Genomic DNA, 25,102 nt, shown 5'->3' on the forward strand with positions numbered 1-25,102 from the left:
CCACTATAGCGGTGGTTTGTCCGCAATAGCGGAATGGGCCTCCTTGTACGCGGCCAGCACCTGCTTGCGGCGCTTGGCGGGAAGGCGGTCGATGTACAGGTGACCGTCGAGGTGGTCGGTCTCGTGCTGCAGGCAGCGGGCCAGCAGCCCCGTGCCCTCGACGGTGACGGGCTCCCCGTCGGCGTCGAACCCGTGGACGGTGGCGCGGTCGGCCCGGGGGAGCGGCGCGTACTGGCCCGGGACCGACAGGCAGCCCTCGTCGTCCGCGTCGAGGTGACGTTCGCCGACTCCCGGCAGCTCCAGGGTGGGGTTGACGACGACGCCCTTGTGGTGCTGTCCGTCGGCGTCGGGGCAGTCGTAGATGAACACGCGCAGCGGCACGCCGATCTGGTTGGCGGCCAGGCCCACGCCCTCCGCCGCGTACATGCTCGCGAACATGTCGTCCACCAGCGCCTTGAGCTCACCGTCGAACCGGGTGACCGGCTCGCACGGGTGATGCAGCACCGGGTCGCCCACGTGCACGATCGGCCGGACCTCTCCCACGACCAACGCCTCTCTCGAATCGTCAACAGCGCGTCCCGACATGGTAGTGCTCACCTGCGCAGACTGCTCCGGCGCGCGGGGATGATCGCGGCTCTTCCCGTACGGGTAACATGCCACCATGCCGCCCACCCGCGAACACGCCGAGCTGAAGCTGCAGCCGTTGCCGCAGGCGGGGCGGTCGCTGGCCGAGCAGGTGATCTCGGAGGTGCGCCGGGCGGTGCACACGGGCGCGATGGTCCCCGGCCGCCTCTACTCCGTCTATCAGGTGGCCGAGCAGCTCAACGTCTCCAGGAGCCCGGTGCGCGAGGCGATGCTGCGGCTCGCGGAGGCGGGGCTGGTGCAGGTCGAGCGCAACCGGGGGTTCCGCGTCGTGCTGCCGCACCCGCGCGAGATCGTCGAGATCTTCGGGGTACGGCTCGCGCTGGAGCTGCCCGCCGTCCGGCGGGCGGCCGGTGGTGGGGCCGCCGGGCTCGGCGCGTCCCTGCGGGCCACGATGGAGGAGATGGCGGCCGCGGTGGGCGCGGGCGACGAGTCCCTCTTCTTCCACCTGGACCAGACGCTGCACGACCACATCCTGGCCGCGGCGGGCAACGGCAGGGCCCGCGCGATCGTCGGCGGGTTGCGCGACACCATGCGCATCCTCGGCACGTCCACCGACGACCGGTCCCGCACGCTGCGGCAGGTGCACGAGGAGCACGAGCCCGTGGTGGCGGCCGTCGCGGCGGGCGACGCGGACGGCGCGGTGCGCGCGATGCGGGCCCACCTGACCAACACCGGTCTCATCCTGGCCGGGCAGGCGGCCAGGGCCCAGGGGGAGCCGGTCGACGTGGACGCACTGTGGGCGGCCATCGTCGACGAGGCGTGATCAGAGGTCAGGAGGCGCCGGGCAGGGCGATCTCGCCGTCCAGGCCGAGCTCCGCGCGCACGCGTGCCAGCGACGCCGCCCGGACCGAGGCGTACAGCTCGTAGGGGTCGTGCAGCGGTCTTCCGAGCACCGCGGCCAGGGCGTCGGGCCCGAAGTCGGCGCCGGTCCTGGTCGCGTCCTTGGTGCCGTCGGAGGTCAGGTTGGACTGGAAGATCCCGGCGGCCGAGCGCGGCAGGAAGTCCTCGTACACGATGGGCCGGGCGCTCACCCAGCCCTCGGAGAGGAGGGTGGTGAGGTCGGCCGGGGGCACGGCGCCGGGGCGGGCGTCGCGGACGTGGAAGGTGAAGTAGGCGAGGTCGCCCGTGACGAGCTCGGCCTCGCTGCGCGGCACGCGGCCTTCCCAGAGCTTGGCCGCGAGCTCGTTGCGTTCTTCCGCGGTGACGGAACGGCCGTGGAGCATCGCGTCGAGTTCGGCGGACAGGTCGTCGTAGAGCGCGCGCCCGGCCGGTGTCACCGCTATGCCCCGCGCCTCCACCTCCCCGAACCGCACTCGCAGGTCGTCCCGTACGACGCTGCCGTCCTCCTCCCGGAACAGCCGCGGCTCGGCCAGCGCGCGGAAGGAGGTCTGGCGCAGCAGCAGGTCGGGGCCGTCCCAGCGGGGCGGGCCCTGAATCGCGTCGATCATGGTGATGCCGCGCTCGCTCATGCGGGCGTAGAGGGCGTCGATGTCGAGCACGCGCGGGGTGAGGTGGTTGATGTGCGTGCTCGACACGCCGCCGATGTCGGCGGCCACCGCTGACACCCGCTCCAGTTCGGCGTACCAGCCGCGCGAGACGGGCTCCGCGGACAGCTCGAACGCCCGCGTGGCGAGGGTGAGGAACTCCTCGGCCGCCGCGTCGTCCAGGCCGCCCTCGGCCTCGGCGCGGTCGGCCAGGTCGAGCAGGCGCGGCGGGAACAGCCGGCGGGCCCCGAGGAACTCGCCGAGCCGGCGTTCCAGGTCCTCGTCGAAGAAGCGCCGGTCGCCCGTCACGAGCATGGACGTGAACACCCGGAAGGGATTGGCGGCCAGCTCGGCCTCGTCCACGGGACGGAACGCCGTGGAGACGACCGGCACGGAGCTGCCGGCCGCCTCGCGCAGGTCGTAGTAGCCGACGGGGTACATGCCCATCGAGCCGAAGATCCGCGCGACCTGCGCCAGCTCGGCCGGGGTGCCCACGCGGATCGCGCCGTGCCGCTCCGCGGTGACGCGGCCGATGGAGCCGAGCCGCTCGGCGTCGGCTCCCATCCGCTCCATCACCTCGCCGTTCACTTCCTGGGCGACGTCGACGAGCGTGTTGTACGCCGGGACCTCCGTGCCGTACATCGTGGACAGGCGCCGGGCGAAGGCCGCCCGGAGCGCGGTGGAGCCGACCATCATGCCTCTTCTCTCCCTTGCCGCTGGTACGGGTGAGTGGCATGTTACAGGGGTCGCATGTAGCATGCTACTCATGGATCGGGCCGCCGCTCTCGCGAACGACCTCCGCCGGCGCGGAGTCACCGACGTGCTCACCGACTCCACCACACGAGCGATCTACTCCTCCGATGCCTCGCTCTACCGGGTGCCGCCCCTGCTGGTCGCGCGGCCGAGGTCGGCCGAGGATGTGGCCGCCGCGATCGAGCTGTGCGCACAGCACGAGATCCCCCTGACCGCGCGCGGCGCCGGCACGTCCGTCGCCGGGAACGCCATCGGTCCCGGGCTCGTGCTGGACTTCAGCCGTCATATGAACCGGGTGCTGCACGTCGACGCCGAGACGCGCACGGCGGTGGTCCAGCCGGGCGTCGTCCAGGCGGCGCTGCAGCGGGCGGCGGCGCCGTACGGGCTCAGGTTCGGCCCCGACCCGTCCACCCACACGCGCTGCACGATCGGCGGCATGATCGGGAACAACGCGTGCGGCTCCAGGACGCTCGGCTACGGCCGCACCAGCGACAACATCGCCGGGCTCAAGGCGGTGGCCGGCGACGGCACGGCCCTGGACCTCCCCGCGCAAGGGGGCCCGGCCGCGCTGCGCGACCTCGTGATGGCCAACCTGGCCACGATCAGGACCGAGTTCGGCGGGTTCGGGCGGCAGATGTCGGGGTACGCGCTGGAGCACCTGCTGCCGGAGCGCGGCTTCGACGTCGCCGGCCTGCTGACCGGCGGCGAGGGCACGCTCGCCGTGCTGACCGAGGCCACGGTGAAGCTGGTGACCGACCCGGCGCACCGGGCCCTCGTGGTGCTCGGCTATCCCGACATCGCCGCCGCCGGGGACGCCGCCCCCGCCCTGTTGGAGCACCGGCCCACGGCCTGCGAGGGCATCGACGCGCGCATCGTGGACGTGGTGCGCCGGCGGCGGGGACCGCAGGCGGTGCCGCCGCTGCCGCGCGGGGCGGCCTGGCTGTTCGTCGAGGTGGCGGGGGACGACGCGGCCGAGGTGGGGGAGCGGGCCGCGCGGCTGGCGTCCGGCGGCGAGGACGCGCTCGTCGTCACCGACCCGGCGCGGGCCACGGCGCTCTGGCGCATCAGGGAGGACGGCGCGGGACTGTCCGGGCGCAGCCCCGCCGGGCTGCCCGCGCACGCGGGGTGGGAGGACTCCGCGGTGCCGCCTGCGATGCTGGGGCGCTACCTGCGCGACTTCGAGGCGCTGATGGCCGAGCACGGCCTGACCGGCCTGCCGTACGGGCACTTCGGCGACGGCTGCCTGCACATCCGGCTCGACGTACCGCTGGACCGTCCAGGCGGGACGCTGGACCGGTCGGGCGGGGCTCTCGACCGGCCAGGCGGGGCGCTGGACCGGCCAGGCGGGGCGCTGGACCGGCCGGGTGGGCCGAAGGTGTTCCGGGATTTCCTGGTCGCCGCGGCCACGCTGGTCGCCGGCTACGGCGGCTCGCTGTCGGGCGAGCACGGCGACGGCCGCGCCCGGAGCGAGCTGCTGCCCCTCATGTACTCCGAGGCCGCGATCGACCTCTTCGCGCGGGTCAAGGCGATCTTCGACCCGGGCGACGTGCTCAACCCCGGCGTGCTCGTCCGCCCCCGTCCCGTGGACGCCGACCTGCGGATCCCGGCCGCCCGTCCGGTGCGCGACCGGCTCGCCCTGGCCTACCGCCACGACGGCGGCGACTTCAGTCAGGCGGTGCACCGCTGCACCGGCGTGGGAAAGTGCCGCGCCGACAACACCGCGACCGGCGGCGTGATGTGCCCCTCCTACCTGGCCACCAGGGAGGAGAAGGACTCCACCCGGGGCCGCGCCCGTGCGCTGCAGGAGATGGTCAACGGCTCCGCCGTCGCGGGCGGCTGGCGCTCGCACGAGGTCCACGAGGCCCTCGACCTCTGCCTGTCCTGCAAGGGCTGCGCCTCGGACTGCCCGACCGGGATCGACATGGCCGCGTACAAGTCCGAAGTGCTCCACCAGAGCTACCGCGGGCGGCTCCGCCCGGTCACGCACTACTCCCTGGGCCGCCTGCCGCTCTGGGCGAGGCTGGCGAGCCGGCTGCCGCGCGCGGCGAACGCCCTGCTGCGGGTGCCGGGGCTGCCGGCGATCGCGGGAGTGGACCGGCGGCGCACGCTGCCCGCGTTCGCGCCGGAGACCTTCCGGGCGTGGTTCAGGCGGAGGCGCCCGGCGGAAGGCAGGCCGGTGCTGCTGTTCGTCGACACCTTCACCGACCATTTCGCGCCGGAGGCCGGCCGCGCCACGGTGAAAGTGCTGGAGGCCGCGGGCTACCGGCCGCGGATCAGCGAGCGCCGCCAGTGCTGCGCGCTCACCTGGATCTCCACCGGCCAGCTCGACACGGCCAGGAAGATCCTCGGCCGTACGGTCGCCGAGCTGGGCGAGGCCGCGGCGGAGGGCGTGCCCATCGTGGGCATGGAGCCGTCCTGCACGGCGGTCCTGCGCTCGGACGCGCTGGAACTCCTCGGCGAGGAGACGGCCGCACCGGTGGCGGGGATGACCCGGACGCTCGCCGAGCTGCTGCTGGAGACGCCGGACTGGCGGCCGCCCCCGCTGCACGGCCTGGAGGCCGTGGCCCAGCCGCACTGCCATCACCACGCCGTCATGGGCTGGGACCACGACGCCCGGCTGCTGCGCGAGGCGGGCGCGGACGTGCGGCGGCTGGGCGGCTGCTGCGGCCTCGCGGGCAACTTCGGCGTGGAGAAGGGACATTACGAGGTGTCCGTGGCGGTGGCCGGGCAGCAGCTCCTGCCCGCGCTCCGGCAGGCAGGGACGGAGACGGCGGTCCTGGCCGACGGCTTCTCCTGCCGTACGCAGATCGCCGATCTGACGTCCCGGCAGGGCGTCCACCTGGCCCAGCTGCTCGCCGATCGACTGCCATGAGGTCTGCTCATGCCCGATCCGCCACGCCCGCGAACTGCCGACAAATGGTGTTGCTTGGCCGCTTCCTCCGGCTCTGTCCGATCCGCGATGCTGGAGGTGGTCACTGGTGAAAGGAACCGATCAATGGGACGTGAGCTCCCCTCGCATGCCTCGGCGGTCATCATCGGCGGCGGCGCCATGGGCGTCAGCTCGGCGTACGCGCTGGCCGCCGCCGGGGTCAGCGACGTGGTCCTGATCGACAAGGGGCCGCTGGGCTCCGGCTCGACCTCCAAGGCGGCCGGCGGCGTGCGCGCGCAGTTCTCCGACCGGGTCAACATCGAGCTCGCCGTACGCAGCCTCGAGACGTTCGAGACCTTCGCCGAGCGTTTCGGCCAGGAGATCGACCTGCACAAGCCCGGCTACCTGTTCCTGCTCGACTCGCCCGAGTCGGTCGCCGAGTTCGAGAAGAACGTCGCGGTCCAGAACGACCTCGGCGTGCCCAGCCGGATGATCTCGGTCCGGGAGGCCATGGAGCTGTCCCCGCTGATCGACGCCGATGGGCTGCTGGCCGCCGCCTACTGCCCCACCGACGGCCACTGCACGCCCGAGTCCGTGGTCCTCGGCTACGCGGGCGCGGCCCGGCGGCTCGGCGCGCGGCTGCTGCCGGGCTGCGCCGCGACCGGCATCGAGACGGCGGACGGCCGCATCGTCGCCGTCCTGACCGAGGGCGGCCGCATCGAGACCGACACCGTGATCTGCGCGGCCGGCGCCTGGTCGCAGCCGATCGGCGCGTGGGCGGGCGTCGACCTGCCGGTGACCCCGCTGCGCAGGCAGATCCTGGTCACCGAGCCCGTCCCGGATCTGCCGCCGACCGCGTTCACCATCGACTTCGGCACCACGTTCTACTTCCACCGCGAGGGCCCGGGGCTGCTGCTCGGCATGTCCGACCCCGACGAGACACCGGGGTTCAAGCTCGACCGGTCCGACGCGTGGCTGCCGCGGCTGGGCGAGGCCATGGCCCGCCGCGCCCCGGCGCTGATGGAGACCGGCATCGCCACCGGATGGGCCGGCCTGTACGAGGTGACGCCCGACCACAACGCGCTCATCGGGACCGCCCCGGACGTCGACCGGTTCATCTACGCCACCGGCTTCTCCGGCCACGGCTTCCTGATGAGCCCGGCCGTCGGCGAGGTGGTCCGCGACCTCTACCTGGGCCGGACGCCGTTCGTGGACGTCTCCGGCTTCGACGCCCGCCGCTTCGCCCTGGCCGGTGCCAGGCCTGAACTCAATATCGTCTGATAAGGGGAGAACTTGATGGTGCACACGCTGCCCGGCGCCGACGAGCTGGCCGCGATGGCGCGGGAGACCGCCAAACGCTGCGGTGTGGAGGTGCCGGACGGCGCCGTCGCGACCACCTCGCCCATCAACGGCGCGCGCCTGGCCACGGTGGACTGGGTGGACGCCGGCGCCGTCGACGACGCGGTCGCGCGCGCCAGGCAGGCGTTCCTGACCTGGCGGGCGGTGCCCGCGCCGGCGCGGGGCGCGCTGGTGAAGCGGCTGGGCGAGCTACTGTCGGAGCACAAGGCGGACCTCGCCACGCTGATCAGCCTGGAGGTCGGCAAGATCACCTCAGAGGCGCTCGGCGAGGTCCAGGAGATGATCGACATCTGCGACTTCGCGGTGGGCCTGTCCCGCCAGCTGTACGGGCGCACGATCAGCTCCGAGCGGCCCGGCCATCGGCTCATGGAGACCTGGCATCCGCTGGGCGTCGTCGGCGTGATCAGCGCGTTCAACTTCCCGGCGGCGGTCTGGTCGTGGAACACGGCGATCGCCCTGGTGTGCGGCGACCCGGTCGTCTGGAAGCCGTCGGAGCTGGCGCCGCTGACCGCCCTGGCCTGCGCGGCCCTGCTGGAGCGGGCCGCCGCCGAGCAGGGCGCGCCGGCGTACCTGAGCCAGGTCCTCGTCGGCGGCCCCGACGTGGGCGAGGCGCTCGTGGACCACCCCGGGGTCGCCCTGGTCAGCGCCACCGGCTCCACCCGCATGGGCCGCGCGGTGGGTCCGCGCGTGGCCGCCAGGTTCGGGCGGTCGCTGCTGGAGCTCGGCGGCAACAACGCGGCCGTGGTCTGCCCGTCGGCGGACCTGGACCTGGCCGTGCGCGGCATCGTGTTCTCCGCCGCCGGGACGGCGGGCCAGCGGTGCACCACCATGCGCCGGGTGATCGCGCACACCGACGTCGCGGACACGCTCGTCGAGCGCCTCGCCGACGCCTACGGCAGGCTGCCGATCGGGAACCCGATGGCGCCGGGCACCCTGGTCGGGCCGCTCATCAACGGGCGGGCGCACGCGGCCGTGCGCGCCGCGCTGGAGGCCGCCGTGGAGCAGGGCGGCACGGTGGTGGCCGGCGGCGGCCGCCGCTTCGCCGACCAGGCGCCCGACGCCTTCTACGCCGAGCCGGCGCTGGTGCGGATGGGCGAGCAGACGCCGATCGTGACCGAGGAGACGTTTGGGGCCATCGTGTACGTAATGCCCTACGAAACCCTGGATCACGCCATCGCGCTCAACAACGCGGTGCCGCAGGGCCTGTCGTCCAGCATCTTCACCCGCGACCAGGCCGAGGCCGAGCTGTTCATGTCGCCGGAGGGCTCCGACTGCGGCATCGTCAACGTCAACATCGGCACCTCAGGAGCCGAGATCGGCGGCGCGTTCGGCGGCGAGAAGGAGACCGGCGGCGGCCGCGAGTCGGGCTCGGACGCCTGGCGCGCCTACATGCGCCGGGCCACGAACACCATCAACTACTCCGGCGAGCTGCCGCTCGCCCAGGGAGTCGAGTTCAGCGTCTGACCGCCGCCACGCTCTCGCGCTCGAGGAAGCGCGTCGGCACCACGGTGCGCCGCCCCTGGGCGGCGCCCGACCCGCCGATCTGGGCGAACAGGCGGTCGGCCGCGGCCCGGCCCATGTCGTACGCCGACTGCACGACGACCGAGATCCGCGGGCGCACCAGCGTGGTCCACTCCAGGTCGTCGAACCCGAGCAGCGACACCTGATCGGGGATCGGGATGTCGCGTTCGGACAGGAACGAACGTGCAACGGCATCGTGGCGGCCAGCCTCCCGCAGGCCGAACAGAGCTTGGAGGACGGGAAGAACCGGCCGACCTTGGCGAAGGTGCGGCCGTACAGTTTCGCCTTGTACTCCAGCATGCGCACGAACGCCGACCAGCCCGCGTCATGCACGCTCTTGGCCAGCCTCGTGCGCGCCAGCCCCTTGATCGCCAGGTCCTCCACATACACCGCTTGATTCTCACGGATGATCTTGATGGAGGTCTGGTGATGGAACTCACGGCGCGCATCAGCGACCTTCGCATGCTGGCGGGCCACCTTCACCCGGGCCTTGGCCCGATTCGATGATCCTTTCTCCTTACGCGACAGCGCTTTCTGCAACTTCTTGAGTTTCTTCTCCGCCCGGCGCAGGAACCGCGGCGAGTCGATCTTCCGGCCGTCGGCCAGAACAGCGAAATGGCCGAGCCCCAGATCGATCCCCGTCTCGGCGAGCGTGGCGGGCAGCGCCTGCTCGCGCACGTCGATGACGAAGCTGGCGACATAGCGGCCGGCCGCGTCCTTGATGACGGTGACCGAGGACGGCTGGGCGGGCAGCCGGCGTGACCATCGCACCTTCACGTCACCGATCTTCGGCAGGCGCAGCTTGCCGCAAGTGGTGACGGCGAAGCGGGCGTTCTTGGTGAACCGGATCGCCTGCCGATGGTCCTTGCGGGACCGGAACTGGGGCGGGGCCATCTTCGGCCCTTTGCGCTCGCCTTTGACCGAGGTGAAGAAGTTGCGGAATGAGGTGGTGCAGTCGGCGAGTGCCTGCTGGAGGACGACCGCCGACACCTCGCCCAGCCAGGCCCGTCCAGGTGTCTGCTTGGCCTGCGTGATGACTCGGCGGGACAACTCGGCATCGGTGATGAACGGCAGACCCTGCTCGTGGGTGTGGTTGCGCAGCGCGAGCGCGTCATTGAACACCACCCGCGCACACCCGAACGCCTTGGCCAACGCGATGCGCTGCCCCGGCGTCGGGTCGATGCGGAAGGAATACCGCAACTGCACGAGATCTATCGTAGGTTGGTTTACGGCCGAGCACAGCGAAACAGGACTGGCAGTCCCTGCGTTTCCGTCTTGCTCGCTCGCTTGGCTTTCATGAAGGCCGGACCGTCTGCACCGACTCCGCAACCGCCCCGGCCGCGTTCGACGGCGAGGTTAATCGCGTCCGCCTGTCGGCCACCTCCCCATCCACAGCGGCCACGCGTCGTCGGTTTGAGCGCCTTCTCCACGAAAGCGGTTACCTGGGGTTCGATCTGAGGGATGACCACCTGGTCGAGATCGGTCCGGAAAGTCTCGGGAATGCTCCGCAAGGGGCGGACGGGCACGCGGACCTGGCTCATTCCGCTCTCCAACGTGAGATCGATCTCATCAGGGTCGACGATGCCGCTCGCCCGGCGCGCACGTCAAGGGGTTGCATGTATCTCAAATATCAAGACAATTCTTCTTGAATTGTGAGACGAGCGCTAGGGTGGTAGACATCGGAGCGGAACGAAGGAGTTTGGCGATGAACGCCGTCTACACGCATGGCCACCACGAGTCAGTGCTGCGCTCGCACCGCTGGCGCACCGCCGAGAACTCGGCCGCGTACCTGCTGCCCCACCTCAAGCCGCACATGAAGGTGCTGGACGTGGGCAGCGGCCCCGGCACGATCACCGCCGACCTGGCGGGGCTGGTCGGGCACCTGACGGCGTCCGAGGTGACCGAGGAGGCGCTCGGCCTGGCCAGGGCCGAGCTGACCGCCAGGGGAGTCGAGAACGTGGACTTCGCCGTCGCGGACGTCCACGCGCTCGACTTCCCCGATGACACGTTCTGCGTGGTCCACGCCCACCAGGTGCTGCAGCACGTGGGCGACCCGGTGGCGGCGCTGCGGGAGATGCGCAGGGTGACCAAGCCCACCGGTTATGTGGCGGTACGCGACAGCGACTACTCGGCGTTCGCGTGGTATCCGCTGCTGCCGGAGCTGGACGAGTGGATGGCGCTGTACCAGAAGGTCGCGCGGGCGAACGGCGGCGAGCCCGACGCGGGGCGGCGGCTGCTGTCGTGGGCCAGGACCGCGGGCTTCACCGACGTGACGGCCACCTCGTCCACCTGGTGCTTCGCGACGCCTGACGACCGGGCCTGGTGGGGCGGGATGTGGGCGGACCGGGTCCTGAGCTCGTCCATGGCCGAGCAGGCCCTGGCGAGCGGGGCCGCCACGGAGGCCGGGCTGCGGCGGATCTCGGAGGGCTGGCTGAAGTGGGCGGCGGCCGAGGACGGCTGGATCTCCGTCCTGCACGGCGAGATCCTCTGCCGCGCCTGACGCCCCGCGCGCCGCGCCCCAGGACGGCGGACGCCCACGTGTCTCAGACGCCGAGCGGGCGGGTGTGGCGAGGGCGGGTCACAGGCCGAGCGTGCGGGCGCGCTGCCACTGCGGGTCGCGGTAGAGGACCATGTCGTTGCCGATCATCTCGTCGGGCGCCGACAGCATGGTGATCTCGCCCACGGCCTGCAGCTCCAGCAGCAGATCGCGGACCCGAGGCCCGACCGGCAGCCGCCCCGCGGGCAGCCCCAGCCCGGCCCGCACCGCGTCGGCGATCTCCGACAGGTGGAACGGCCCCTCGAAGCCCGCCACCACCCCGCGCACGACGGCCGACGTGATGAGCTGCTCGGCCTCGGCGTACGCGAGCTGCCAGGTGATCTGCTCCTTGCGGCGCCCGGTGGCCGCGCACGCCGTGCAGGCCTGCGTCAGCTCGGGCACCACCTCCTCCTGGGCGGAGCCGAGGCAGACCGAGCACAGCCCGTTCTCGGCGGCGTGCAGCTCGGCCGTCATCCGCCCGGCCAGCACGGCGCCGCACTCGCAGGCGAACGCGTCACCCAGGATGCCGGACTGCGGAAAGATCGAATGCGTCGTCATCGAGCCGACTCTACAGAACCTTCAGTCGCGCACGTCCGCCAGCCCGTGCAGCCGGCGCAGGGCCTTGCGCGCCGCGGCGGCGACCCGCTCGTCGGGATGGTGGTCGATGAACACCCGCAGCACCTGCCCCGTCCACGGATGGTCCCCGAAGGCCAGGATGGCGATCGTCCCCGCCTGCTCCTCGGCGTCCATCCCCATGGCGATGGACTCGATCACCTCGCCCGTCTCGCCCCCGAACTCCAGCAGCGCCGCCGCCATGTCCACCAGCACCCACGCGATCTCGCCCGGCGCGGGCTGTCGGTCCTCGCGTCCCGTCCTGGCGGCGATCACCGCCCCGAGCCTGGGCTCCTCCAGCAGTCCCGACAGCGCCGACCGTCCCGACTCCCCGAAGTCCGACGACAGCAGCTCCACGCCGACCGCCCGGCTCAGCGGGCTCACCGTGCCGAGCACCGAGGCGATCTCGGCCGCCGCCGCGCCCGTGTCCCGCGCTGTGTCCCGTCCCTTGAGCCAGCCCGCCAGCTCCTCGCCGCGCTCGGCCTCCGGATAGGAGCGCAGGCCGTGCAGCAGCGCCGCCGCGTCGGCGTCCGCGAGCGACCCCATGACGGGGACGTCCTGTCCCGTGGTCTCCGCGACGATCAGCCGCGCCGTCCACAGGCCGAGCCAGCTCAGCGTGTACGGCTCCGCCTGCCGTACCAGGCCCAGACCGGTCAGCTCTTCGGGCACCCGGCCCGGATGCGGCTCGCGTGACAGGAACATCCTGATGAGCTCCAGCAGCAGCCCCTCGTCGGCGGCCAGCCGTTCGCGGCAGTGGTCCGCCCAGAAGGCCAGAACCTCCGCGTCGGAGCCTTCCGGCTTCAGCTCCTCGGCCAGGGGAGCGGCACGTACGGCCGCCGCGAGCGTGGCCTCCTCCGGCAGCCGGACCGGGGGTTGCAGGGGCAGGGTGTCGTCGTAGGACCTCACGAGCCCATCCTGTCGCGATATTTCCGCTACAGTGCCATCTGACACCGAAAAGTCAGGAGAAAGGAGGCGCTGAGATGTTCGGCATGGCTTCGGGCGCTTACCGCGCCGTCCACTTCTGCTTCTCGGAGGAATCGTGCTTTTCCGCACCGCGGTCGAAGAAGATCTAGACCGCCTGCTCGGCTGCGTCGTCGACGAGTCCATCAGCTGGGCGCATCCTGAACGGCTGCTCTCGTTCCTGGAGAACGGCAACTACCGTTTCGACCGCATCTGGCTCGCCGTCGCCGACGACGGCGAGATCCTGGCCCGCGCCGTCTGGTGGGGTTTCCCCGACGGCGACAAGCCGCTCGCGCTCGACTGCGTCTACGTCCACCCCTCGGTGAGCGACCGCGTGAGTCTGGCTGCCGAGCTGTTGCGCCACGCCCACGAGGCGTACGGGCTGGCACCCGAGTACCACGTGTTCGTCGGCAACGGCTGGCGCGACGACCCCAAGGCCGCGGCGGCCATCGCCTGGCGCTGGGAGGCCGCGGGCCGCGTCGGGCTCACCCACGAGCTGGAACGGCTCCGCTACGAGTGGACGGACGGGCCCGTCCCCGAGCCGTCGGACCGGCTCGTCTTCCGCGGCGAGGAGGACGACGAGGTGTTCGTGGAGGCGTTCCGCCGGGTGGCCGCCGGGACGCTCGACTTCCACACGCGGCAGGCCCTGGCCACCATGGACCCCGTGGCGCAGGCCCGCGAGGACGTCCACGACTACAAGTCCATGCCGGGCGACCGGTCGTGGTGGCGGCTGGCGTACGACAAGAGCGGGGACCTCGTCGGGGTCGCCCTGCCGTCGGCCAACAACGGCGGGCCGGTGGTCGGCTACCTCGGCGTGGTGCCCGAGCACCGCGGCCACGGGTACGTCGACGACCTGCTCGCCGAGATCACCCGTTTCCTCGCCGAGCGAGGGGTCCAGCGGATCGCGGCCGACACCGACGCCGGCAACGTCCCGATGGCCAGGGCGTTCGAACGGGCCGGGTACCGCACCTTCGCCGTCAGGCTCGTCCTGTCGCCGGATCCCGTGAACGCGTGATGCGCGCGGGCCGTCGCACGCGTCATCGTCGATCTCATGACATGGAACATTGAGAAGCTCGACCTCGACGCGTACCTTGCCAGGATCGGCTGCGGCGGCCCGCTCGAGCCGACGTTCGAGACGCTGCGCCAGGTGCACCTGGCGCACGTGCGCTCCATCCCCTTCGAGAACCTCGACGTGCTCCTCGGCTTCGCCCTGAAGCGGCACCTGGCCAGGATCCGGCTGGGCCGCTACCACTTGCCGCGCTCGCACGCCACGCTCACGGTCGAGGTGGACGGCCGCACGTGGCTGGCCGACCGCCGGGGAACTCCTGTCGGCCCTGCGGGACCGCCTGGGCATCCAGGTCACCGAGGCGGATGCGGAGGCCCTGCTGCCCAGGCTCTGACTTTGGCGGGCGACCCGGCCGGCCCGGCAACGAGCTGCCGCAGCGCCAGACAGGTCAGCTCGTCCGCCCACTGCACGTCGTCCAAGACGATCGGAGGGCCCGGGAACGGGTGAAACGCTCGATCGCCTCCTCCAGTAGCCGGCTCTTGCCGATCCCAGCGGGCCCCTCCGCGACCACACACCCCGAACCAGTCGCCAGCACCTCGCCGACGACTCCCAGCGCGTCCTTTCTGCCCACCAATGTCACATCATGGATTCTCCACCCCACCCGCGCAGCCGCACCCGCACAACCAGATCATGCAGCGCTGCCTCGGCAGTCGCCCGTTCAGGCAGGCCTGCGAAGTCACGGGCCTCCTCCAGCGCTACCGTCATGCGCTCCACATCCGACTCCAGCCCGGGCACGGACGGCGCCGGCCCGTGCTCGGCCTCCTGCTTGGCGGCGACCAGGTCCGGCAGGTACGCGGGCCCGTACTCGTACAGGCGCGTCAGATCGGCCTCCAGCTCGCCGGTGCGCATGAGATGCGTCCCCGTGGCCAGCACGCGGAAGGTGTAGAGCAGCGGCTTGAGCTCCCCGCTCTTCGTGAAGAGCCGCCACTGCGTACGCGCGAACCCCAGGTAGTGGTGGGCGTGATGCCGCGTCAGGCATCCAGGGGCGAGCGCCACCAGCTCCTCGTGCACCGGCGACGACGTCACGACCAGCGGCGACAGCAACTGCTCGAGCACGTAGCCGTTGCGCCCCAGCAGCAACCGGCAGAACTTGGCCAGGTCATGCGTGACGAGGTCCACCTCCACGCCGTCGCGCGTCCACATGCGCTCCAGCGTCTCCGGCCCGTGCCGCAGCCCCGCCACCTCCTCGACCGGCAGCACGTGCACACCCCGCAGGTCCACGTCCGAGTCCACCGAGGGGAACCCGTACAGGTGGGCCCCGCTCACCGTCGCGAACACCAGCGGGTACGGCTGCTCCCCGGCCACCTCAGCCAGCCATCCGGGAAGGTTCACAGGTACTCCTTCCGCACGCCCACCAGGAAGTCCTCCACCCGCTCCCGATCCGGCCGCTCCGGCAGCACGCCGGGGGTCGCGGCCACCTCGGCGGCCAGCTCGGCCCGCCAGGCGTCCACCTCCGCCCACGGCACCTCGCCGCGCCGGATCGCCAGCAGCCGCTCCCTGTACGGCCCCACCTGAACGAGCGGCTCCCCGTGGCGCACCAGGTGCAGGCCGCTGAGCAGCAGCCGCACCATGTGCATCGCCTGCTTCCACTTGGGCACGGCCGGGTCGAGCCGGCGGAACTGCGACTCGGCGTACCCGGCGAACGACTGCCGGGCCCGCTCCGACAGGAAGGCCGGGCGCAGGTCGCGCAGCCGCCGCCCGGCCGGCGTGATCACCTCCACGATGGGGGACCACAGGCACTCCAGCACGGTGGGGTTCGCCTCGAGGGCGAGGACGCAGAAGCGCTCGACCTCCCACGAGAACTGCTCGGGCAGCGGCCCGTCCCGGTGCGTCGCCGGCTTCTCCAGCCGCCAGAACGCGGCCGTCGGCGCCACGAAGACGCCCCGCCTGTCGGTGTCGGAGGCGTCCGTCTCGAGCCCGTACGCCCGCGAGCCCATGACGACGGTAAGGATCATGTCATCGGTCACCCGGATATCTTGCGCCATGGGGCCGGTGGCTGGTCTGATCGAAAAGTGGGCGCTTATGACGAGGCTTACCGGCGGAGCATCGAGGACCCCGGCGCGTTCTGGGCGGAGGCGGCGCGCGGCATCGACTGGGACGTGCCCCCCGCCACCGTCACCGCGGACGGCCGGTGGTTCCCCGACGGGCGGCTCAACACCTGTCACAACGCGGTGGACCGGCACGTCGCGGCCGGTCGCGGCGACCAGGCGGCGCTGATCTACGACAGTCCCGTCACCGGCACCACGGCGACCTTCAGCTACGCCGAGCTGCTCGACCAGGTGGCCAGGACCGCGGGGATGCTCAGGGATCTCGGCGTGGAAAAGGGCGACACCGTGGTCATCTATCTGCCCATGGTGCCGGAGGCCGTGGTCGCGATGCTGGCCTGCGCCCGGCTAGGGGCCGTGCACTCGGTGGTGTTCGGCGGGTTCGCGGCCAGGGAGCTGGCCGTGCGGATCGACCATGCCAGGCCCAAGGTGGTGCTCTCGGCGTCCTGCGGCATCGAACCGTCCAGGGTGGTGGCGTACAAGCCGCTGCTGGACGCCGCGCTGGAGCAGGCCGAGCACCGGCCAGGTCACTGCGTGATCCTCCAGCGGCCGCAGTGCCCCGCCAAGCTCGAGGAGGGGCGCGATCTCGACTGGGCGCAGGCGGTAGGCGAGGCCGAGCCCGCGGCGTGCGTGAGCGTGGCCGCCACCGATCCGCTCTACGTCCTCTACACCTCCGGCACGACCGGCATGCCCAAGGGCGTCGTGCGCGACAACGGCGGCCATGCGGTCGCGCTGCACTGGAGCATGTCCCACGTGTACGGCGCCGCCCCCGGCGAGGTCTACTGGGCCGCCTCCGACGTGGGCTGGGTGGTCGGCCACTCCTACATCGTGTACGCGCCGCTGCTGGCGGGCTGCACGACCGTGCTGTACGAGGGCAAACCGGTCGGCACTCCCGACCCGGGCGCGTTCTGGCGGGTGGTGGCCACGCACGGGGTCCGGACGCTGTTCACCGCGCCGACCGCGATCCGGGCCATCAAGAAAGAGGACCCATCCGGATATTTCGCGAAAAAGCATGATCTGTCCGGGCTGCGCTACCTCTTCCTGGCCGGCGAGCGCCTCGATCCCGACACCTACCACTGGGCCACAGACCTGCTCGGCATCCCCGTCATCGACCACTGGTGGCAGACCGAGACCGGCTGGCCCATCGCCGCCGACTGCGTCGGCCTCGAACGCCTGCCGCTCAAACCGGGCTCACCCACCAAGGCCGTCCCCGGCTGGGACGTCCGGATCCTCGACCCCGACGGCAACGAGTGCCCGCCCGGCGTGGACGGCGCCGTCACCGTCAAGCTGCCGCTCCCGCCCGGCGCGCTGCCCACGCTCTACCGCGACGAGGCCCGCTTCGCCCGCTCCTACCTGGAGCGCTACCCCGGCCACTACCTCACGGGCGACGGCGGCCACGTGGACGCCGACGGCTACCTGTACATCATGGGCCGCATCGACGACGTGATCAACGTCGCCGGACACCGGCTCTCGACCGGCTCGATGGAGGAGGTCATCGCCTCCCATCCCGACGTGGCCGAGTGCGCCGTGATCGGCGTGGCCGACCAGCTGAAGGGCCAGCTCCCCGTCGGCTTCGTGGTGCTCAAGGCCGGGGCCGTGCGCGACCCGGCGGAGCTGGAGCGCGAGCTGACCGCCCTCGTACGCGAGCGCATCGGCCCCGTCGCCGCCTTCCGCCGCGCCGTCGTGGTGTCTCGGCTGCCGAAGACGCGGTCGGGCAAGATCCTGCGCGCCACGATGCGGGACATCGCCGACGGCAACCCGTACTCCACGCCGTCCACCATCGAGGATCCGGCGGCGCTGCCGGAGATCGAGGAGGCCGTGAAGCGAACATGACGGGCCGGTAACTTCCGCCGAAAAGTCCGCCCGTACGGCGCATGATGGGACATCTCCGTCCCCGGGAGAAGGCACATGATCGAGACCCCGAGCTACGCCGACGCCCTGAGGATCCTCGGATGCAAGGACGCCAGGCTCGTCAAGGTGATCGGGTTCGCCTCGGCGGCGGCGCGCACCGGCTGGGCGCTGGCCGGCGCGGGGCAGCTCGCCACCGGCCTGGCCGACCTGCGCAACAGCATCGCCCTGTACGGCGAGGACGTCGTACGCCGCCTGCCCGAGCTGAAGAGCGGCGTCGACCGGTTCACCCGCACGCAGCGGCTGGCCGCCGCGCACGCCGTGATCGTCGTCTCCGCCTACTTCGAGGCGCTCGGCGAGGCGAAGCTGCCGTTCACGCTCGACAAGCTCGACCGCGGCGACAAGATCTCCCACGGGGTGCCGACGCCCGAGCGGTTCGCCAGGCTGGTGGCGAGCCTGCTCCTGGAGCGGCTGCCCACGCCCGAGCCGCACGTGCCGTACACCGGGACCCGGCTGGCCGTGGAACGTGCCTACCTGCGCATGTCCGAGGCCATGACCGGATACGTGAGCGGCCTGGCCCTCTGGGACGAGCTCTCCGTGGACGACCAGCTCCTGCTGCCCCGCATGCTCGCCGAGGGCCCGCCCGCGCACGCGCTGCGCATCTACGACGAGGACTACCGGTCGCTGGCGCTCGACAGCCACGAGTTCGGGGTGCGCAGCCTCGTCACCGAGAAGCCGCCGCCCGCCACGGCGCTGTCGCGGGTGGCCTGGCTGCTGGCCGAGCTGGCCCCGCCGCGGGTCGGCGACCGCCCCATGATCCACCTGGCCAGGATGGCCGCCAACCTGCTCGACCGGCCGCTGCTGCTGGCCGGCAAGCTCCCCGAGGCCGTCTCGCTCCCGCTGCTCGGCGAGGGCTACCTCAGCCCCCGCTTCCGGGTCGCCGAGCTGACCCGCGAGGCCGCGCCCGCGCAGCTGAGCTGGTGGGAGGACCAGCGGCTGCTGCCCGACACCGAGGCGTTCCTGGTCGGCCACCTCACCTCGCTGCGCGCCACCCAGGCGCCGCTGCTCGTGCTGGGCGAGCCAGGCTCGGGCAAGACCAAGCTGACCGAGGTGTTCGCCGCGCGGCTGGCCAGGTCGGAGTTCCTGCCGATCAGAGTGGAGCTGGGCAGTGTGGCCGCGCGGGCGGGCGTCATCGAGCAGATCGAGCAGGCCCTCGCGGCCGTGCTGGGGGAGGAGGTGGGCTACGCCGAGCTGGTGACGGCCGCGGACGGGGCCATGCCGGTGATCCTCCTCGACGGGTTCGACGAGCTGGTGCAGGGCGGCGTCAACCGCTACGACTACCTCGAACGCGTGCAGGAGTTCCAGGCCAGGGAGGCGGAGCTGGGCCGCCCGGCGGCGGTGATCGTGACCAGCCGCACGGTGGTGGCCGAACGGATGCGCCTCCCCGACGGGCTGCTGGGACTGCAGCTCCAGCCGTTCGACGACGACCAGGTGCGGCAGTGGCTGACCATCTGGGACCAGGCCAACCGCGCCCTGCTCGCCCGCCGCGAACTCAAGCCCCTGCCCGCCGAGGCGGCGCTGGTCCACGGTGAGATGGCCAGGCAGCCGCTGCTGCTGTTGCTGCTCGCCCTCTACGATGCGGGCGGCAACGCGCTCCAGCACGACCACGGGCCGCTCGGCCGCGCCCGCCTGTACGAGGTGCTGCTGCGCGACTACACCGAGCGCGAGACCGGCGGCGTGCGGCGGGTGGCCATCGACCAGGAGCTGGTCCTGCTCGGCGCGGTGGCGCTGTCCATGCTCGCCCGCGGCCGCCAGCTCATCACCGACGAGGCGCTCGACCGCGACCTGCCGGCCCTCTGCCACGGCGGCGAGGACGAGCCGGATGACGAGGACCGGATCGACTGGGCGCGCAAGGCCACCGAGCGGTTCTTCTTCGTGCGCGGGAACGGCCCCAGGACCGGTTACGCGTTCCTGCACGCCACGTTCGGCGAGTTCCTGGTGGCCTGGCTGGCCGTCTACGCGCTGCGCGACCTCGACAGGAGGCGCCGCCTGGCGGGGGACGAGCCGCTCGCGGTGGTGCAGGCCGTGGACGACGACCTGCTGTACGCGGTCACGTCCCACTCGTGCCTGGCCGAGCGCGGCCCGACCGTGGGGTTCGTCCTGGAGCTGCTGGAGGAGGTGCCCTCCGCCGTGCGGGCGCGCTGCGTGGAGCTGCTGGCCGGGCTGCTGCGCCGATCGCTGCACGAGCGGCCGCGCCGCCACTTCACCGGGTTCCGGCCCGTACGCCACACGCTGACCCGCCGGCTGGCCGCCTACTCCGCGAACCTGACCCTGCTCGTCGTCTGCGCGTCGGAGGAGCCGGTCCGCGTCTCGTCGATCCTGCCCGGCCCCGACCACTTGGAGCAGTGGTCCTCGCTCAGCCACCTGTGGAAGGGGCAGCTCGGCCAGGAGGGCTGGACCGGGCTGGTCACCGCGCTGGCGGCGCACCGCGTGGTCGAGGACGGCAAGGAGGACGTCGTGCTCGGAGGCGACGGGACGGGCGGCATGGGCGACGTCGTCGTCGCGGTCGTCACCGGCCACTCGCCCCGCCACCGGCGGCTGCTCGACCTGCTGGTGCGGGCCCTGGGGGAGGGCCGCTTCCTGCCGTACCGGGACCGCCTGGCGATCCTGGAGGAGCTGGTGCGGACGGTGGCCGTGCGCTCGCCCGCCATGCACCGGGCGCTCGGGGCGATGTGGGCCGAGGACGGGGCCGACCACGCGCAGCTGCGGCCGCTGCTGCGCGCCATGCTCGCCGACCCGGCCGACCGGATGGGCACGTGGGAGCTGCTCGTCAAGGCCGGCATTCCGGAGACGGCGCTCTGGGAGATCCAGGGTCTAGACTGAGCCGCCCTCGGCGTGGACGGGCAGCTCGACGGTGATCGTCAGCCCGCCTTCCTCTCTGGGCGTGGCCGTGACCGTGCCGCCGTGCGCCTCGGTGATCACCCGTACGATCGACAGGCCCAGCCCGCTGCCCCGGTCCGAGCGGAGCCGGTCGCCGTGCAGCCGCCGGAACGGCTCGAAGATCGTTTCGATCTCGTACGGCGGCACCTGCAGCCCCGTGTTGGCCACGACCAGCTCGACCCGGTCGGCCCGCCGCCGGGTCGTCACCCACACCTCGCCCTTCGGGTGGTTGTGCCTGATGGCGTTCTCCACGAGGTTCTGCACCAGCCGCTCCACCAGCACCGCCTCGCCCGCCGTCGGAGCGGGGTCGAGCAGCCGGTGCATGGTCACCTCACGCTCCGACGCCTCACCCGCCGCCTGGTCCAGCACGTGCTCGGCCACGTCCGTCAGGTCGAACGGCCGCCGGTCCAGCACCGCCTGCTCGCCCTCGGTGAGCGCCAGCAGGCCGTCGATGAGTCGCTCGTGGCGGGCGTTGACCAGCAGCAGCGACTCGCCGAGCCGCTTGACGTCGTCGGTCGCGTCCGGCCGGCGCACGGCCACGTCCACGAGCGTCCTGTTGATGGTGAGCGGGGTGCGCAGCTCGTGCGAGGCGTTCGCGACGAACCTGCGCTGCCCGTCGAACGAGCGCGCGAGGCGGTCGAGCATCACGTCGTAGCTGTCGGTCAGCTCCTTGATCTCGTCGCGCGAGCCCTTGTACCCGATGCGCTCGCTCAGGTCGTGATTCTGGACGATGCGGCGGGCGGTGTCGGTGACGTTCCTGAGCGGGATGAGCACCATGCCGGCCGTCCGCCAGCCGACCCCGAACGCGATCCCCGTGCCGCCGAGCACGGTCAGCGCACCGGCGTTGCGCAGGTTGCCGAGGACACTGTCCTGGTAGGTGCCGTGCACCTTGAGTGCGAACTTCCGGGCGAGCTCATAACCTTCATGGAAACGCTCGCTCGACAGCCAGCCATATCGATCGTCGGGAAGCACGATCGAGTTGGGAGTGAACACGCTCGCCCGGTACTGCAGGCTTGCCCGGACAACGAAGTAGACGGAGACCAGCGCGGTCCCGGAGACCACGAAGAAGACGCCCGCGCAGGCCAGCGCGAACCTCAGGCGCATGCTCATGGAATGCGGTACCCCGATCCGGGCACGGTCTCGATGACCTGGGGCTCGCCTAGTTTCTTGCGCAGTTTCATCATCGTCGTGCGCACCGTGTTCGTGAACGGGTCGATGTGCTCGTCCCACACCTTCTCCAGCAGCGTCTCGGCCGACACCACGGCCCCCTGGGCGCGCAGCAGCTCGGCCAGCAGGCCGAACTCCTTGCGGGCGAGCGGCACGTACCTGCCCTCCCTGAACACCTGCCGGTGCGCCCAGTCCAGCCGCACCCCCGCCCGCTCCAGCATCGGCGGGTCGGCCCGCCTGGCCCGCCGCCCGAGCGCGTGCACCCGGGCCACCAGCTCCTCGAACGCGAACGGCTTGGGCAGGTAGTCGTCGGCCCCCAGCGACAGCCCGGCCACCCGGGCCCGCACGTCGCCCGCGGCGGTCAGCATGAGCACCCGCACCAGCCAGCCCTGCTCGACCACGGTCCTGCACACCTCGTCCCCGTGCACCATCGGCAGGTCCCGGTCGAGGATCAGCACGTCGTAGTCGTGCACACCGAGCCGTTCGAGCGCCGCGTCCCCGTCGTAGGCGACATCGACGGCCAGTGCCTCCCCCCGTAACCCCTCGGCGATCGAGTCGGCGAGCATCCGCTCGTCCTCGGCGACCAAAACGCGCACAGCGCCCCCAAAAGATCTAAAAGCCGCCAGTTTGCCCCGCTCGGCATAACGCGCGCATAACCAGAATCGGTGACGTTCAGGTTATAGGTGACGCACTGGACTGGCCGCCCGAAGCCGGGATCCGCCCGGCTCTTCCGGGGGAGAAGGCCATGGCGTCCACGCTCGTGAGGGGACGCCTGGAACGTCCGGGTCTCCTGCGCGGTCATGGATTGTTCGGGTGCGTGCTCGTGCTCGCCGCCGCGCTGCGCGTGCTGGTCATGCTGGGGTACGACACGGCGCGGCTCTACTGGTACGACTCGTTCACCTACCTGGACACGGCCGTGCACATGCGGCCGCAGGGCGCGTTCCACCCGGCGGGCTATTCGTGGTTCCTGTGGGCGCTGCGGCCCTTCCACAGCGTGGAGCTGGTCGTGGGCGTGCAGCACGCGATGGGGCTGGCCACCGGGGCGATGATCTACCTGCTGCTGCGCCGCCGGTCGCTGCCGGGCTGGGGCGCGGCGCTGGCGGCGGCGCCGGTGCTGTTCGACCCGGCGTTCGTCCGGCTGGAGCACGCCGTGCTGTCGGACTCGCAGGTCATCTTCCTCGTCGTGGCCGCGCTGCTCGTGCTGCTGTGGCGGCCCGAGGTGTCCACGCGGGCCGCCACGTGGACAGGCGCGGTGGCGGGGGTGCTCCTCGCGCTCGCCGGCCTGACCCGTACCGCCACCGTGCCGCTGATCGGCCTGGCCGCCCTCTACCTGCTGGCGCAGCGCGCGTCCTGGCGGCAGGCCCTCGCGCTGGCGGTGGCGGGCACGCTGCCGCTGCTCGCCTACGCCGGCTGGTACGCCCAGCACCACGGCAGGTTCGCATTGAGCGGCTCGGACGGCGTCGCCCTGTGGGCGCGCACCATGACCTTCGCCGACTGCTCGGTCATCAAGCCGCCCCCTGAGCAGGCCGTGCTCTGCCCGAACGGCACCGTCCTGGACGCCGCCTCCGAGTACGTCTGGGACCCCCGGGCCTCGCTCAACCGCCTGCCCGGCGACCGGTTCGCCCACAACGACCTGGCCAGGTCGTTCGCGCTCAGAGCCATCGCCGCGCAGCCCCTGGACTACCTGCGCGAGGTCGTCCGCGACACCTCGCTCGCCTTCACCTGGGAGCCCGTCGCCCATCCGAGGCGGATGACCCCGTCCACGGCCTTCTCGCGCGGCTCGTGGCCGCTCCCCTCGGGATACGCCCTCATCGACCAGGTGCGGAACGACTACGACCCGGACATCCGCGGCATGCGCTCCGTCGAGCCCTTCGCCTCGGTGCTGGTCGCCTACCCGTACCCGTGGTTCCTGCACGGCACGCTCTTCGGCGTCCTGCTGCCGGCCGGGGGAGTGGGTGCGGTGGTGCGCCGCCGTCCGGTCGCGCTGCCGTGGTCGTTCGCGATGTTCCTGCTCGTCGCGCCGGTGGCCGCGCTCGACTTCGATCACCGGTACGTCCTGCCGGCCATCCCGCTCGCCTGCGTGGCCGCGGCGCTGACCGTGCACGGGATCCGTCGCTGACGAGCAGGCCCACATTATCCCGGTGGCTACGATCATGTTGCGCGCCGGAGAGCATCGGCGAGCGCGCCTCACGCGTCCAAAGGGGCGGGGGCGGCCGCTGCGGTGCTGGTGGAGGCCGTGGTGATGCCTGCCCGCCGTCCTGGAAGCGCCCTCTGAGCGAGCTCTGTGGTTCCCCCGTCTGACCTTTCAGAGGCTGACACTTCGGTGGAATGTTACGTAATATCACGAACATCACGAGCGTTGGGGGCGCCAGGGTGCCAGGACAGAGCGTGGGTGTGGTCGTCGATCCCGGAGTATCTCCGGAAGTTGCCGGACTGCTGCGTGCCAACGCCCCGCTGCTGTCCAGGATCAGGGCCGGATGGGTGCCGCCCGCCGAGGTGTCCTCGCCGCGGCCCAAGAGCCCCACCAGCGCGGCGCTCCTGGCCGCCACCCCCGTCATGGTCGCCCTCATGGCCGTCCTGCTCGCCTCGCCGGTCAGACCGGCCGCTTTCGTGCTGCTCGGCGTGTACGTGTTCATCGTCCTCGTCCGGATCGCCTCCATGAACGAGGCGACGGCGTGGCGGCCGGAGGCCGGCCACCGGCCCTACGATCGCGGCGTGTACGAGCAGGCCCGCTGGTATGACGGCCGCTACCTGCTCCCCGAGGACTTCGACCAGGAGGCCGGGGCAGTCCTGCTCAGGGCCCAGCGCGCCATCGGATCCGTGCTGCGCTCCCACGTCAACGCCGAAGGGCTCCTCGACGACGCCCGCAACGCCGTGATGCTGCCCGCCCAGGAGTGGGAGATCGCCCGCCTGCTGGCCAAGCTCTCGGCGCTGCGCCTGGAGCACAGGGAGCTGCTGGCCAGGGGCATCGCGCCCGAGGTCGCCGCGGTGATCGAGCCGCTCGAGCGCGCACTGGTCAACAGCGAGGCCGCCGTGGTCGCCCGCGTGGAGGCGCTGGAACGTTACGCCGCCCACGTCGCCGAGGCCGAGCGCGCCTTCCACGCCCGCAGCCAGATCGAGGAGCTGCGCGCCCGGCTGCCGCGCTACGAGGAGCTGCTGGCCGAGTCGGGCGCGGACTCGCTCGCCGTGCCCGAGATCGAGCGGCTGACCGACGACGCCGACGTGCTCGAACGCACCTTACGACGCAGCGTCCAGTCCGCCCACGAGGCCTTTCGCTACCTCGAAGGTTGATTTATC

At 72.0% G+C, this 25,102-nt stretch carries 20 protein-coding genes and 1 pseudogene; 11 read left to right on the top strand and 10 right to left on the bottom strand.

Annotation, left to right across the window (positions count from 1 at the left end; genetic code table 11):
• Positions 1-3: 3 nt before the first annotated feature.
• The gene (def, locus tag ABD830_RS50300) at positions 4-543 is read right to left on the bottom strand and encodes a peptide deformylase (protein WP_345002721.1); all 540 of its coding nucleotides are present in this window, start codon (positions 541-543) and stop codon (positions 4-6) included.
• 118 nt (positions 544-661) lie between these two features.
• Here def and ABD830_RS50305 point away from each other — a divergent pair, with 118 nt between their 5' ends.
• A complete protein-coding gene (locus tag ABD830_RS50305; RefSeq protein ID WP_345002722.1) occupies positions 662-1,408 on the top strand; it encodes a GntR family transcriptional regulator in 747 nt (248 codons plus the stop codon).
• A gap of 7 nt (positions 1,409-1,415) precedes the next feature.
• Here the strand turns inward: ABD830_RS50305 and hglS are convergent, their stop codons facing one another.
• On the bottom strand, positions 1,416-2,825 hold the full coding sequence (gene hglS / locus ABD830_RS50310) for a 2-oxoadipate dioxygenase/decarboxylase (protein ID WP_345002723.1): 1,410 nt from the start codon (positions 2,823-2,825) through the stop codon (positions 1,416-1,418).
• Between the two features lie 70 nt (positions 2,826-2,895).
• Here hglS and ABD830_RS50315 point away from each other — a divergent pair, with 70 nt between their 5' ends.
• The 3 genes from ABD830_RS50315 to amaB all read left to right on the top strand — a co-directional run bounded on the left by ABD830_RS50315 (position 2,896) and on the right by amaB (position 8,574).
• Positions 2,896-5,754, top strand: a complete 2,859-nt coding sequence (locus ABD830_RS50315) for an FAD-binding and (Fe-S)-binding domain-containing protein (protein ID WP_345002724.1) — start codon at positions 2,896-2,898, stop codon at positions 5,752-5,754.
• A 123-nt stretch (positions 5,755-5,877) separates the two neighbouring features.
• Positions 5,878-7,032, top strand: coding sequence for an NAD(P)/FAD-dependent oxidoreductase (locus ABD830_RS50320; RefSeq protein WP_345002725.1), 1,155 nt, complete (start codon positions 5,878-5,880; stop codon positions 7,030-7,032).
• 15 nt (positions 7,033-7,047) lie between these two features.
• Positions 7,048-8,574, top strand: a complete 1,527-nt coding sequence (gene amaB, locus ABD830_RS50325; protein WP_345002726.1) for an L-piperidine-6-carboxylate dehydrogenase — start codon at positions 7,048-7,050, stop codon at positions 8,572-8,574.
• On the opposite strand, the gene ABD830_RS54550 is transcribed toward amaB, so the two are convergent.
• Together ABD830_RS54550 and ABD830_RS50330 are read right to left on the bottom strand one after the other, a co-directional pair.
• A complete protein-coding gene (locus tag ABD830_RS54550; protein WP_378521148.1) occupies positions 8,564-8,773 on the bottom strand; it encodes a substrate-binding domain-containing protein in 210 nt (69 codons plus the stop codon). The genes amaB and ABD830_RS54550 overlap by 11 nt on opposite strands.
• 8 nt (positions 8,774-8,781) lie before the next feature.
• A pseudogene (locus tag ABD830_RS50330) lies at positions 8,782-9,837 on the bottom strand (RNA-guided endonuclease InsQ/TnpB family protein); the annotation flags it as partial.
• 499 nt (positions 9,838-10,336) lie between these two features.
• Here ABD830_RS50330 and ABD830_RS50335 point away from each other — a divergent pair.
• Positions 10,337-11,131 carry a class I SAM-dependent methyltransferase gene (locus tag ABD830_RS50335; RefSeq protein WP_345002727.1) on the top strand — a complete coding sequence of 265 codons (795 nt, stop codon included), beginning with the start codon at positions 10,337-10,339 and terminating at the stop codon, positions 11,129-11,131.
• A gap of 78 nt (positions 11,132-11,209) precedes the next feature.
• On the opposite strand, the gene ABD830_RS50340 is transcribed toward ABD830_RS50335, so the two are convergent.
• Together ABD830_RS50340 and ABD830_RS50345 are read right to left on the bottom strand one after the other, a co-directional pair.
• Complete coding sequence (locus ABD830_RS50340) at positions 11,210-11,725, bottom strand: hypothetical protein (protein ID WP_345002728.1); 516 nt, start codon at positions 11,723-11,725, stop codon at positions 11,210-11,212.
• Positions 11,726-11,746: 21 nt separating this feature from the next.
• The gene (locus tag ABD830_RS50345; RefSeq protein ID WP_345002729.1) at positions 11,747-12,685 is read right to left on the bottom strand and encodes a hypothetical protein; all 939 of its coding nucleotides are present in this window, start codon (positions 12,683-12,685) and stop codon (positions 11,747-11,749) included.
• Positions 12,686-12,818: 133 nt separating this feature from the next.
• Here ABD830_RS50345 and ABD830_RS50350 point away from each other — a divergent pair, with 133 nt between their 5' ends.
• A complete protein-coding gene (locus ABD830_RS50350; RefSeq protein ID WP_345002730.1) occupies positions 12,819-13,754 on the top strand; it encodes a GNAT family N-acetyltransferase in 936 nt (311 codons plus the stop codon).
• Between the two features lie 36 nt (positions 13,755-13,790).
• On the top strand, positions 13,791-14,252 hold the full coding sequence (locus ABD830_RS50355; protein WP_345002731.1) for an arylamine N-acetyltransferase: 462 nt from the start codon (positions 13,791-13,793) through the stop codon (positions 14,250-14,252).
• A 129-nt stretch (positions 14,253-14,381) separates the two neighbouring features.
• Here ABD830_RS50355 and ABD830_RS50360 read toward each other — a convergent pair whose 3' ends face one another.
• Both ABD830_RS50360 and ABD830_RS50365 read right to left on the bottom strand, forming a co-directional pair.
• On the bottom strand, positions 14,382-15,137 hold the full coding sequence (locus ABD830_RS50360; RefSeq protein WP_345002732.1) for a nucleotidyltransferase domain-containing protein: 756 nt from the start codon (positions 15,135-15,137) through the stop codon (positions 14,382-14,384).
• The gene (locus ABD830_RS50365; RefSeq protein WP_345002733.1) at positions 15,134-15,772 is read right to left on the bottom strand and encodes a nucleotidyltransferase domain-containing protein; all 639 of its coding nucleotides are present in this window, start codon (positions 15,770-15,772) and stop codon (positions 15,134-15,136) included. Before ABD830_RS50365 ends, ABD830_RS50360 begins: the two co-directional genes overlap by 4 nt.
• 45 nt (positions 15,773-15,817) lie before the next feature.
• On the opposite strand from ABD830_RS50365, the gene ABD830_RS50370 reads away from it, so the two are divergent.
• Positions 15,818-17,683, top strand: a complete 1,866-nt coding sequence (locus ABD830_RS50370; protein ID WP_345002734.1) for a propionyl-CoA synthetase — start codon at positions 15,818-15,820, stop codon at positions 17,681-17,683.
• A gap of 75 nt (positions 17,684-17,758) precedes the next feature.
• Positions 17,759-20,581 (top strand): NACHT domain-containing protein, encoded by a 2,823-nt coding sequence (locus tag ABD830_RS50375; protein ID WP_345002735.1) that lies wholly within the window; start codon positions 17,759-17,761, stop codon positions 20,579-20,581.
• Here ABD830_RS50375 and ABD830_RS50380 read toward each other — a convergent pair.
• Both ABD830_RS50380 and ABD830_RS50385 read right to left on the bottom strand, forming a co-directional pair.
• On the bottom strand, positions 20,573-21,748 hold the full coding sequence (locus ABD830_RS50380; RefSeq protein ID WP_345002736.1) for a sensor histidine kinase: 1,176 nt from the start codon (positions 21,746-21,748) through the stop codon (positions 20,573-20,575). The two genes, ABD830_RS50375 and ABD830_RS50380, sit on opposite strands and share 9 nt — an antisense overlap.
• The gene (locus ABD830_RS50385; protein WP_345002737.1) at positions 21,745-22,401 is read right to left on the bottom strand and encodes a response regulator transcription factor; all 657 of its coding nucleotides are present in this window, start codon (positions 22,399-22,401) and stop codon (positions 21,745-21,747) included. Before ABD830_RS50385 ends, ABD830_RS50380 begins: the two co-directional genes overlap by 4 nt.
• Before the next feature lie 149 nt (positions 22,402-22,550).
• On the opposite strand from ABD830_RS50385, the gene ABD830_RS50390 reads away from it, so the two are divergent.
• Positions 22,551-23,924, top strand: coding sequence for a phospholipid carrier-dependent glycosyltransferase (locus ABD830_RS50390; RefSeq protein ID WP_345002738.1), 1,374 nt, complete (start codon positions 22,551-22,553; stop codon positions 23,922-23,924).
• Between the two features lie 269 nt (positions 23,925-24,193).
• Positions 24,194-25,096 carry a hypothetical protein gene (locus ABD830_RS50395; RefSeq protein WP_345002740.1) on the top strand — a complete coding sequence of 301 codons (903 nt, stop codon included), beginning with the start codon at positions 24,194-24,196 and terminating at the stop codon, positions 25,094-25,096.
• Positions 25,097-25,102 lie beyond the last annotated feature (6 nt).

The sequence above is a fragment of the Nonomuraea helvata genome, from assembly GCF_039535785.1.
GTDB classification, from domain to species: domain Bacteria; phylum Actinomycetota; class Actinomycetes; order Streptosporangiales; family Streptosporangiaceae; genus Nonomuraea; species Nonomuraea helvata.

What these genes read in the sequence shown, in the direction of transcription:
- ABD830_RS50305 (WP_345002722.1), top strand. Translation starts at nt 662, where the DNA reads ATGCCGCCCACCCGCGAACACGCCGAGCTGAAGCTGCAGCCGTTGCCG.
- hglS (WP_345002723.1), bottom strand. Translation starts at nt 2,825, where the DNA reads ATGATGGTCGGCTCCACCGCGCTCCGGGCGGCCTTCGCCCGGCGCCTG.
- ABD830_RS50315 (WP_345002724.1), top strand. Translation starts at nt 2,896, where the DNA reads ATGGATCGGGCCGCCGCTCTCGCGAACGACCTCCGCCGGCGCGGAGTC.
- ABD830_RS50320 (WP_345002725.1), top strand. Translation starts at nt 5,878, where the DNA reads ATGGGACGTGAGCTCCCCTCGCATGCCTCGGCGGTCATCATCGGCGGC.
- amaB (WP_345002726.1), top strand. Translation starts at nt 7,048, where the DNA reads ATGGTGCACACGCTGCCCGGCGCCGACGAGCTGGCCGCGATGGCGCGG.
- ABD830_RS50335 (WP_345002727.1), top strand. Translation starts at nt 10,337, where the DNA reads ATGAACGCCGTCTACACGCATGGCCACCACGAGTCAGTGCTGCGCTCG.
- ABD830_RS50340 (WP_345002728.1), bottom strand. Translation starts at nt 11,725, where the DNA reads ATGACGACGCATTCGATCTTTCCGCAGTCCGGCATCCTGGGTGACGCG.
- ABD830_RS50355 (WP_345002731.1), top strand. Translation starts at nt 13,791, where the DNA reads ATGACATGGAACATTGAGAAGCTCGACCTCGACGCGTACCTTGCCAGG.
- ABD830_RS50375 (WP_345002735.1), top strand. Translation starts at nt 17,759, where the DNA reads ATGATCGAGACCCCGAGCTACGCCGACGCCCTGAGGATCCTCGGATGC.
- ABD830_RS50380 (WP_345002736.1), bottom strand. Translation starts at nt 21,748, where the DNA reads ATGAGCATGCGCCTGAGGTTCGCGCTGGCCTGCGCGGGCGTCTTCTTC.
- ABD830_RS50390 (WP_345002738.1), top strand. Translation starts at nt 22,551, where the DNA reads ATGGCGTCCACGCTCGTGAGGGGACGCCTGGAACGTCCGGGTCTCCTG.